Genomic DNA, 1,277 nt, shown 5'->3' on the forward strand with positions numbered 1-1,277 from the left:
CGCGCGAGCGTCCAGTAAGACTTACAGGAAGCCGATGTTCTGTCGTACGTTTTGAAAAACGAGCCAGGGAGTGTGTCTGTATGGCAAGTCTAACCGGAGCATCCGGGGAGGCACAGGGAAACCGACATGGCCGCAGGGCTTTGCCCGAGGGCCGCCGTGTTCAAGCGCGGGGAGCCACACGGACACGACCCGAATCCGGACGATCTACGCATGGACAAGATGAAGCGTGCCGAAAGGCACGTGGAAGTCTGTTAGAGTTGGTGTCCTACAATACCCTCTCGTGATCTATGTGTAGGGGTGAAAGGCCCATCGAGTCCGGCAACAGCTGGTTCCAATCGAAACATGTCGAAGCATGACCTCCGCCGAGGTAGTCTGTGGGGTAGAGCGACCGATTGGTGTGTCCGCCTCCGAGAGGAGTCGGCACACCTGTCAAACTCCAAACCTACAGACGCCGTTCGACGCGGGGATTCCGGTGCGCGGGGTAAGCCTGTGTACCAGGAGGGGAACAACCCAGAGATAGGTTAAGGTCCCCAAGTGTGGATTAAGTGTAATCCTCTGAAGGTGGTCTCGAGCCCTAGACAGCCGGGAGGTGAGCTTAGAAGCAGCTACCCTCTAAGAAAAGCGTAACAGCTTACCGGCCGAGGTTTGAGGCGCCCAAAATGATCGGGACTCAAATCCACCACCGAGACCTGTCCGCACCCGTCACAGGGTGATCGAGTAGATTGGCGCTCGCATTGGATGGAAGCAGGGGCGAGAGCTCCTGTGGACCGATGCGTGACGAAAATCCTGGCCATAGTAGCAGCGATAGTCGGGTGAGAACCCCGACGGCCTAATGGATAAGGGTTCCTCAGCACTGCTGATCAGCTGAGGGTTAGCCGGTCCTAAGTCATACCGCAACTCGACTATGACGAAATGGGAAACGGGTTAATATTCCCGTGCCATCATGCAGTGAAAGTCGACGCCCTGGGGTCGATCACGCCGGGCCTTCGCCCGGTCGAACCGTCCAACTCCGTGGAAGCCGTAATGGCACGAAGCGGACGAACGGCGGCACAGCGCAAGGTGATTCAACCTGGGGCCCATGAAAAGACGAGCATGATGTCCGTACCGAGAACCGACACAGGTGTCCATGGCGGCGAAAGCCAAGGCCTGTCGGGAGCAACCAACGTTAGGGAATTCGGCAAGTTAGTCCCGTACCTTCGGAAGAAGGGATGCCTGCTCCGGAACGGAGCAGGTCGCAGTGACTCGGAAGCTCGGACTGTCTAGTAACAACATAGGTG

Annotated in this window: 1 rRNA gene; it reads left to right on the plus strand. The window is 57.6% G+C overall.

Annotation, left to right across the window (positions count from 1 at the left end):
• A 23S ribosomal RNA gene (locus AMS69_RS20810) occupies positions 1–1,277 on the plus strand; the annotation flags it as partial.

The organism is Haloarcula rubripromontorii (assembly GCF_001280425.1).
Lineage (GTDB): Archaea > Halobacteriota > Halobacteria > Halobacteriales > Haloarculaceae > Haloarcula > Haloarcula rubripromontorii.